Genomic DNA, 7,599 nt, shown 5'->3' with positions numbered 1-7,599 from the left:
GCGTGCATTGGCCGCAGGACTCGTGGGAATAGAAGTACGACAGGCGCAGCAGGCTTTCAACCATATCGCGCGAGTCATCCATCACGATCACAGCGCCCGAACCCAGCATGGAGCCGGCCTTGGAGATGGAGTCATAGTCCATCGTGCACTGCATCATGATGTCTGCAGGCAGCACAGGCGACGAAGATCCACCAGGGATCACGGCCTTGAGCTTGCGGCCGGTGCGCACACCGCCAGCCAGCTCCAGCAACTTGCTGAAAGGCGTACCCATGGGCACTTCGTAATTACCGGGCAGGTTCACGTCACCGCTGACCGAATAGATCTTGGTGCCGCCGTTATTGGGCTTGCCGCATTCCAGATACGCCTGGCCGCCATTGCGAATAATCCATGGGACTGCCGCAAAGGTTTCGGTGTTGTTGATGGTCGTAGGCTTGCCGTACAGACCAAAGCTGGCGGGGAATGGTGGCTTGAAACGGGGTTGACCCTTCTTGCCTTCCAGCGACTCCAGCAACGCGGTTTCTTCACCGCAGATATAAGCGCCAAAACCATGGTGCGCGTGCAGCTCGAAGCTGAAGTTGCTGCCCATGATGTTGTCACCCAAGAAGCCAGCAGCGCGGGCTTCTTCCAGTGCGGCTTCGAAGCGCTCATAGACTTCGAAGATTTCACCGTGGATGTAGTTGTAACCAATGCTGATGCCCATTGCGTAGGCCGCAATGATCATGCCTTCGATCACGATATGGGGGTTGTGCATGAGGATCTCGCGATCCTTGCAGGTACCGGGCTCACCCTCGTCGGAGTTGCACACCAGGTGCTTCTGACCGGGGAACTGGCGGGGCATGAAGCTCCACTTCAAACCCGTAGGGAAGCCAGCGCCGCCACGGCCACGCAGACCGGATTCCTTGACGGTAGCGATGACCTGATCTTGCGTCAGACCTTCGCCGCCATCTTTACCCAGTAGCTTGCGCAGAGCCTGGTAACCGCCACGGCCTTCATAGTCCTTGATGGACCAGTTCTTGCCATTCAGATCAGCGCAGATTTGCGGGTTGATGTGACGGTTGTGAAAACAAGTTTCTTCACCAGTCGAGGCGAACTTGGCCAGAACGTTTTGTGCTGCGGAGCTCATTACTTGCCCTCCGCGGCACGCAGGCCGTCAACCAGCTCGTCGAGCTTGTCATTGGTCATGAAGCTGCACATGTGGCGGTCATTGACCAGCAACACGGGGGAGTCAGCGCAAGCGCCTTGGCACTCGGACTGCTGCAGTGTGAACATGCCGTCAGCGGTGGTCTCACCCATCTTGATGCCCAGCTTGCCTTCCAGGTGGTGCAAGGCCTTGTAGCCGTCACGCAGCTGGCATGGCAGGTTGGTACACACGTTCAACTTGTACTTGCCAACGGGGTGCTGGTTGTACATGTTGTAGAACGTAGTGACTTCGTGCACAGCAATGGCAGGCATGCCGAGGTAATCGGCAATGACAGCTTCGCTTTCTGCACTGACCCAGCCCTGCTCTTGCTGCACGATGCTCAGACAGGCCATGACAGCCGACTGTTTCTGCTCAGCCGGGTACTTGGCCACCTCACGCGCAAAGCGTTCTTTGGTCGCTTCGGTAATCATCGGTCAACGTCTCCAAACACGATGTCCAGGGTACTGAGCACCATCACGGCGTCAGCCAGCATGTGGCCACGGCTCATTTCATCGAGAGCAGCCATGTGCGCAAATCCTGGTGGACGAATCTTCAGGCGATAGGGCTTGTTAGCGCCATCGCTGATCAAGTAAATGCCGAACTCACCCTTGGGGTGCTCGACAGAGGCATAGGCCTCGCCCTCGGGAACCTTGAAGCCTTCGGTAAAGAGCTTGAAATGGTGAATCAGCTCTTCCATGTTGGACTTCATGGCTTCGCGGCTTGCGGGTGCAACCTTGTGGTTGTCCGTAATCACGGGGCCAGGATTGACACGCAGCCAGTCCACGCATTGCTTGATGATCTTGTTCGATTCGCGCATTTCAGCCATGCGAACCAGGTAACGGTCATAGCAATCACCCGTTGCGCCCACGGGCACATCGAAGTCCATCTTGTCATAGACCTCGTAGGGCTGCGTCTTGCGCATATCCCAAGGCAGGCCGGAGGCACGCAACATGGGGCCAGTCAGACCCAAATTGATAGCACGCTCCGCAGTCAGCACGCCGATTCCAACGTTACGCTGCTTCCAGATACGGTTATCAGTCAGCAGGGTTTCGTATTCGTCGGCGCACTTGGGGAAGCGCTGGGTAAAGGCATCGATGAAGTCCAGCAACGAACCCTTGCGGTCTTCGTTCATGGCTTCCATGGAGCGCACATTGCGCACCTTGCTGGCCTTGTACTGAGGCATGCTGTCCGGCAGATCGCGGTACACGCCACCAGGACGGAAGTAAGCCGCGTGCATGCGAGCACCCGAAACGGCTTCATACATGTCCATCAGCGCTTCGCGTTCGCGGAAGCTGTAGATCAGGATGGTGGAGCTGCCAGCATCGTTACCCGAGGAACCCAGCCACATCAGGTGATTCATGATGCGGGTGATTTCCGAGAACATCACGCGGATGTACTGGGCACGGATAGGCACTTCAATGCCCATCAGCTTTTCAATGGCCAGGCAGTAAGCATGCTCGTTGCTCATCATCGAGCAGTAATCCAGGCGGTCCATATAGGGCAGCGACTGGATGTACGTCTTGCTTTCGGCCAGCTTTTCGGTCGCGCGGTGGAGCAGACCGATGTGAGGGTCGGCGCGCTGCACCACCTCACCGTCGAGCTCCAGCACCAGACGCAGCACACCGTGCGCTGCCGGGTGCTGCGGACCAAAGTTCAGGGAGTAGTTCTTGATTTCAGCCATGGTCTTCCGTCAAAAGGCGCTAGCGCGCCCTTTAGTGCAGGCCTCCGCCATAGTTTTCTTCACGAATGATGCGCGGAGTAATTTCGCGCGGCTCAATCGTGACAGGCTGGTACACCACACGTTTTTGCTCGGCGTCGTAGCGCATTTCCACATAGCCGGACACGGGGAAGTCCTTGCGAAATGGGTGTCCGATGAAACCATAATCGGTCAGGATACGACGCAGATCTTCGTGACCCTCGAACACGATACCGAACAAGTCAAACGCTTCGCGCTCAAACCAGTTGGCCGCATTCCAGATGTCGTTGATCGATGCGACAACAGGGAAGTCATCGTCAGCGCAGAACACGCGCACACGCAGGCGCTGGTTCAACGTCAGAGACATCAGGTGGGACACCACAGCAAAACGCGGACCGTCCTTGCCGACTTCCGCATACGTGGAATAGTCCACACCACACAAATCCATCAGCATCTCGAACTTGCAGTCAGGCGCATTGCGCAGGACTTGCATCACTTCCAGATACTTGTCGGCGGAAACTTCCACCGTCACTTCGCCATAAGCCAGAGTGACGGAGCGAACCTTGTCACCCAAAGCCGCAGTAACCACATCCCGAAGCTTTTCGGGGTGAATCGCAATTGCAGTCATCTCAGCCCTTTAAACGCGAGCGATGGTATGAGTACGACGGATCTTCTGCTGCAGCTGGATGATGCCGTAGATCAGCGCTTCCGCTGTCGGAGGGCAACCAGGTACATAGACGTCCACCGGTACGATGCGATCGCAACCGCGCACCACCGAATAGCTGTAGTGATAGTAACCACCACCATTGGCACAGGAGCCCATGGAGATGACCCAGCGGGGCTCGGACATCTGGTCATACACCTTGCGCATCGCCGGGGCCATCTTGTTGCACAGCGTACCGGCAACAATCATCAGGTCCGAGTGGCGGGGGCTGGCACGGAAGACTTCGGAGCCGAAGCGACCAATGTCATAGCGCGCAGCAGCTGCATGCATCATCTCCACCGCACAGCAGGCCAGGCCAAATGTCATGGGCCAGATCGACCCCGTCTTGGCCCAGTTCACCACCGTGTCATAACTGGTGGTGACGAAGCCTTCCTTCATCACGCCTTCGATCATCGTGTTTCCTCAGTGAAGCTACTCATTCCCAATCCAGGGCGCCTTTTTTCCACTCGTAAGCGAAGCCCACGACCAGAATGGCCAAGAAGATCAGAACAGCAACAAAACCCACGCCGCCAACATCTTTGAGTGCGACAGCCCAGGGCAGCAGAAATGCAATTTCCAGGTCGAACAAAATGAACAAGATGGCGACCAGGTAGTAGCGCACATCAAATTTCATTCGAGCGTCTTCAAACGCTTCGAAACCGCATTCGTAAGGGGAGTTTTTGGCATCGTCCGGACGATTTGGACCCAGCACGTAGCCGAGCACCAAGGGCACGACGCCCACGGCAATACCAATGAGAATAAACAGGAGAACGGGAAGGTACTGATCGATATTCATCGAGTGGGCCTTGTTTTTTAAAACATGCCTCACCGATCACTGCCTGATCAGCAGGGCAGGTTTTTAGTTATGTGTTGGTGCCGTCGGCGAGACTCGAACTCGCACAGCTTTCGCCACTACCCCCTCAAGATAGCGTGTCTACCAATTCCACCACGACGGCATCGTCTCAAAGTCTGGCAACTACATGAACCTTCGTTGCAAAGATTCTTACCCCCAGACAATCTCTAGATTCTAGCCTGAAAAACCCCGCATTCCGGAGTTCTTCAAGCTTTTATCTAATTTATTTCGTAGGAATCTGGGCTGCGCCTTCAGCACCTGCTGCAGGCGTTGCGGCTGGCACAGATGCATCAGCACCAGTTGCAGCGGCAGGAGCCGACGAAGCAGGGGCAGGAGCGGTCACAGGAGCGCCTTCCAGCACGCTGCCAGTGCTAGCGGGACGGATGTTGCTCATATAGGCCAGAGCCAGAGTTGCCACGAAGAACACAGTGGCCAGAGCCGCAGTGGAGCGCGACAGGAAGTTGGCACTGCCGGATGCACCGAACAGGCTACCCGATGAGCCGCTACCAAAGGAAGCACCCATATCAGCACCCTTGCCATGTTGCATAAGGATCAGGCCGATCATGCCCAGAGCGGCCAGCATCTGGACCGCGAGAATGACGCTGGAAAAGACGTTCATATCAAAACCTAGTTATCTAAATCATTGCACGCCACACCGGCGGTATGGCGCTAACGAAGAAACGAATTATTGCGCTGCCGCAATAATGGTGAGGAAATCAGGGGCCTTCAGCGCGGCTCCGCCAATCAAACCGCCATCGATATCGGCTTGCGCCAGCAATTGTTCGGCGTTTGCCGCATTCATGCTGCCACCGTAGAGCAAGGGAACGCGAGCGGCCTTGTCGCTAGCCGCAGCCAGCTGCGCACGCAGCACGGCATGCACTTGCTGGGCCTGCTCGGGCGATGCAGTCTTGCCGGTGCCAATCGCCCAGACGGGTTCATAGGCCACAACCAGCTCGCTCACACAGGGACCCACTTGATGAATCACGGCTGCCAGCTGGCGCTTAACCACAGCTTCAGTCTGACCGGCTTCGCGCTCAGCCAGAGTTTCACCCACGCAAACGATGGGAGTGATGCCCTTGGACAAAGCAGCCTGCGCCTTGGAAGCCACGATGACATCGGTTTCGCCATGGTACTGGCGACGCTCGGAGTGACCGACCAGCGCATAGCGCACGCCGAACTCTTTGAGCATGGCGGCTGAAATCTCGCCGGTAAAGGCGCCCTGCTCGTGCTGAGAGACATCCTGCGCTCCCACTCCGATAGCAGAACCCTCAAGCTCCGCCTGAACTTGAGCGAGATATAGCGCAGGTGCAGCCACGGCAACACCGGCCTTGTTATCGGCGGGCAAGCCCTGCTTGATGGCCTGCAGCAAAGCAGCATTGGCAGCCAGGCTGCCGTTCATCTTCCAGTTGCCAACAATGAGTTTTTGCTTCATGTTTCCCAAGTCAAAACGATTTTTCCGGTGTGCTGGCTGGATTCCATCAGCGCATGAGCCTGCGCCGCGTCAGCAGCATCGAATTCACGATAAATGGCTGGGCGCACCTTGCCGGACTCCAGCAGGGGCCAGACATTGCGCTTGAGCGCCTCGGCAATTGCCGCCTTGAAGGCCACAGACCGAGCACGCAGCGTTGAGCCAGTAATAGTCAGTCGCTTTCGCAACACCAGGCCGGCATCCAGCTCAGCCTTGACGCCACCTTGCACCGCAATGATGACCAGTCGCCCATCAGGCGCCAGGCATTGCACTTCACGCGCTACGTAGCTGCCGGCGACCATGTCCAGAATGACATTGACGCCCTCACCTGCCGTAATGCGCTGCACTTCAGCCGCAAAATCCTGAGTCTTGTAGTTGATGGCGTGATCCGCCCCGAGCTTGATGCAGTCATCACATTTGGCACCGCTGCCAGCTGTGACAATCACTTGCGCACCTCTGGCCTTGGCCAGCTGAATCGCCGTGACACCAATACCGCTGCTGCCGCCCTGCACCAGCAAGGTTTCACCGGGCTGCAAAGCCCCCCGGTCAAACACATTGCTCCAGACCGTAAAAAAGGTCTCGGGCAAGGCTGCCGCCTGCACATCACTGAGGCCAGCTGGCACTGGCAGGCATTGGGCCACTGGCGCAACGCAAAACTGCGCATAACCACCGCCCGCCACCAGCGCGCAGACGCGATCGCCGAGCTTGAAGCCCGCTTTCGCCATGGCCGACTCATCGCCCGCAACGATCACACCCGCAACCTCCAGCCCCGGAAGATCCGAAGCACCCGGAGGTGGCGCGTAATGACCTTTGCGCTGCAACACGTCAGGGCGATTGATACCGCTCGCGGCAACGCGAACTAGCACCTCACCCTCGCCCGCCACAGGCATGGGACGCACACCCATGCGCAGCACGTCAGGCGCGCCATAGCTGGTGATTTCCACCGCTCGCATTGTGTTCATTTCCATATTCAGGCTTTGCTTTATCAATGAAATCAGACTCTAGCACTTACTAGATAAGCGCTAGCAGCTATCAAATCAGGACTAATTAGCCATCAACAAAACAGGAGTCCACCTCGCGATGGACTCCTGCTCAGCGATTACTGCTGCTGTTGTTGCTGCTGGTCGTCACCGAAAGCACGGTTTTCACGTGGCTCACGGTTGTCGCGGGAATCGCGGTTCTGACGAGGCGCACGGTCGCGGTACTCACGCTGTTCGCGGGGTTCACGCTCGGGCATGCCGGCAGGACGCTCAATCAGAGCCTTCATGGACAGCTTGACGCGACCCTTGTCGTCGGTTTCCAGAACCTTGACCTTGACCACTTGGCCTTCTTGCAGGTAGTCGGTGACCTTTTCCACGCGCTCGTGAGCGATCTGGCTGATGTGCAGCAGACCGTCCTTACCGGGCAGCAGGTTGATCAGAGCACCGAATTCCAGCAGCTTGACGATCGGGCCTTCGTAGATCTTGCCGATTTCGACTTCAGCAGTGATCTGCTCAATGCGCAGCTTGGCAGCTTCAGCCTTGGCGCCGTCAGTGGCAGCGATGGTGATGGTGCCGTCTTCCGAGATGTTGATCTGGGTGCCGGTTTCTTCGGTCAGCGCACGGATGGTGGCGCCGCCCTTGCCGATCACGTCACGGATCTTCTCGGGGTTGATCTTCATGGTGAACAGCTTGGGAGCGAAGTCAGAAACTTCGGTCTT

Annotated in this window: 10 protein-coding genes and 1 tRNA gene; all 11 read right to left on the bottom strand. The window is 57.2% G+C overall.

Translation table 11 applies throughout. The features are described 5' to 3' along the window. Positions 1-1,123 (bottom strand): NADH-quinone oxidoreductase subunit NuoF (gene nuoF, locus RSF91_RS19255; RefSeq protein WP_332569920.1); only part of this gene is annotated, 1,123 nt, incomplete at its 3' end. Next, entirely contained in the window at positions 1,123-1,611 is a 489-nt protein-coding gene (nuoE, locus tag RSF91_RS19250) for an NADH-quinone oxidoreductase subunit NuoE (protein ID WP_099738157.1), read from the bottom strand. The genes nuoF and nuoE, both read right to left, overlap by 1 nt. Continuing rightward, complete coding sequence (locus tag RSF91_RS19245) at positions 1,608-2,861, bottom strand: NADH-quinone oxidoreductase subunit D (protein WP_099738158.1); 1,254 nt, start codon at positions 2,859-2,861, stop codon at positions 1,608-1,610. Before RSF91_RS19245 ends, nuoE begins: the two co-directional genes overlap by 4 nt. A 31-nt stretch (positions 2,862-2,892) precedes the next feature. After that, positions 2,893-3,504 (bottom strand): NADH-quinone oxidoreductase subunit C, encoded by a 612-nt coding sequence (locus RSF91_RS19240; RefSeq protein ID WP_099738159.1) that lies wholly within the window; start codon positions 3,502-3,504, stop codon positions 2,893-2,895. Positions 3,505-3,513: 9 nt separating this feature from the next. Further along, a complete protein-coding gene (locus RSF91_RS19235) occupies positions 3,514-3,993 on the bottom strand; it encodes a NuoB/complex I 20 kDa subunit family protein (protein WP_003057832.1) in 480 nt (159 codons plus the stop codon). 22 nt (positions 3,994-4,015) lie between these two features. Beyond that, positions 4,016-4,375 carry an NADH-quinone oxidoreductase subunit A gene (locus RSF91_RS19230; protein WP_099738160.1) on the bottom strand — a complete coding sequence of 120 codons (360 nt, stop codon included), beginning with the start codon at positions 4,373-4,375 and terminating at the stop codon, positions 4,016-4,018. 75 nt (positions 4,376-4,450) lie between these two features. Then, positions 4,451-4,535, bottom strand: a tRNA-Leu gene (locus RSF91_RS19225). Positions 4,536-4,655: 120 nt separating this feature from the next. Continuing rightward, on the bottom strand, positions 4,656-5,051 hold the full coding sequence (gene secG / locus RSF91_RS19220; protein ID WP_332569919.1) for a preprotein translocase subunit SecG: 396 nt from the start codon (positions 5,049-5,051) through the stop codon (positions 4,656-4,658). Positions 5,052-5,117: 66 nt separating this feature from the next. Further along, a complete protein-coding gene (gene tpiA, locus RSF91_RS19215) occupies positions 5,118-5,864 on the bottom strand; it encodes a triose-phosphate isomerase (protein WP_332569918.1) in 747 nt (248 codons plus the stop codon). Continuing rightward, positions 5,861-6,868: an NAD(P)H-quinone oxidoreductase gene (locus RSF91_RS19210; RefSeq protein WP_332569917.1), complete on the bottom strand. Its 1,008-nt coding sequence runs from the start codon at positions 6,866-6,868 to the stop codon at positions 5,861-5,863. The genes tpiA and RSF91_RS19210 overlap by 4 nt, the downstream gene beginning before the upstream one ends. Before the next feature lie 131 nt (positions 6,869-6,999). Further along, a partial coding sequence (locus tag RSF91_RS19205) for a S1 RNA-binding domain-containing protein (protein WP_332569916.1) occupies positions 7,000-7,599 on the bottom strand: 600 nt, incomplete at its 5' end.

Source organism: Comamonas sp., from assembly GCF_036643215.1.
In the GTDB taxonomy this organism is placed as follows: Bacteria; Pseudomonadota; Gammaproteobacteria; order Burkholderiales; family Burkholderiaceae_C; genus Comamonas.
This window is presented reverse-complemented; position numbering and strand designations above follow the sequence as displayed.

Bases quoted from the DNA above. Each gene is read 5' to 3' on its own strand.
- nuoE (WP_099738157.1), bottom strand. From the start codon at position 1,611: ATGATTACCGAAGCGACCAAAGAACGCTTTGCGCGTGAGGTGGCCAAG.
- RSF91_RS19245 (WP_099738158.1), bottom strand. From the start codon at position 2,861: ATGGCTGAAATCAAGAACTACTCCCTGAACTTTGGTCCGCAGCACCCG.
- RSF91_RS19240 (WP_099738159.1), bottom strand. From the start codon at position 3,504: ATGACTGCAATTGCGATTCACCCCGAAAAGCTTCGGGATGTGGTTACT.
- RSF91_RS19235 (WP_003057832.1), bottom strand. From the start codon at position 3,993: ATGATCGAAGGCGTGATGAAGGAAGGCTTCGTCACCACCAGTTATGAC.
- RSF91_RS19230 (WP_099738160.1), bottom strand. From the start codon at position 4,375: ATGAATATCGATCAGTACCTTCCCGTTCTCCTGTTTATTCTCATTGGT.
- secG (WP_332569919.1), bottom strand. From the start codon at position 5,051: ATGAACGTCTTTTCCAGCGTCATTCTCGCGGTCCAGATGCTGGCCGCT.
- tpiA (WP_332569918.1), bottom strand. From the start codon at position 5,864: ATGAAGCAAAAACTCATTGTTGGCAACTGGAAGATGAACGGCAGCCTG.
- RSF91_RS19210 (WP_332569917.1), bottom strand. From the start codon at position 6,868: ATGGAAATGAACACAATGCGAGCGGTGGAAATCACCAGCTATGGCGCG.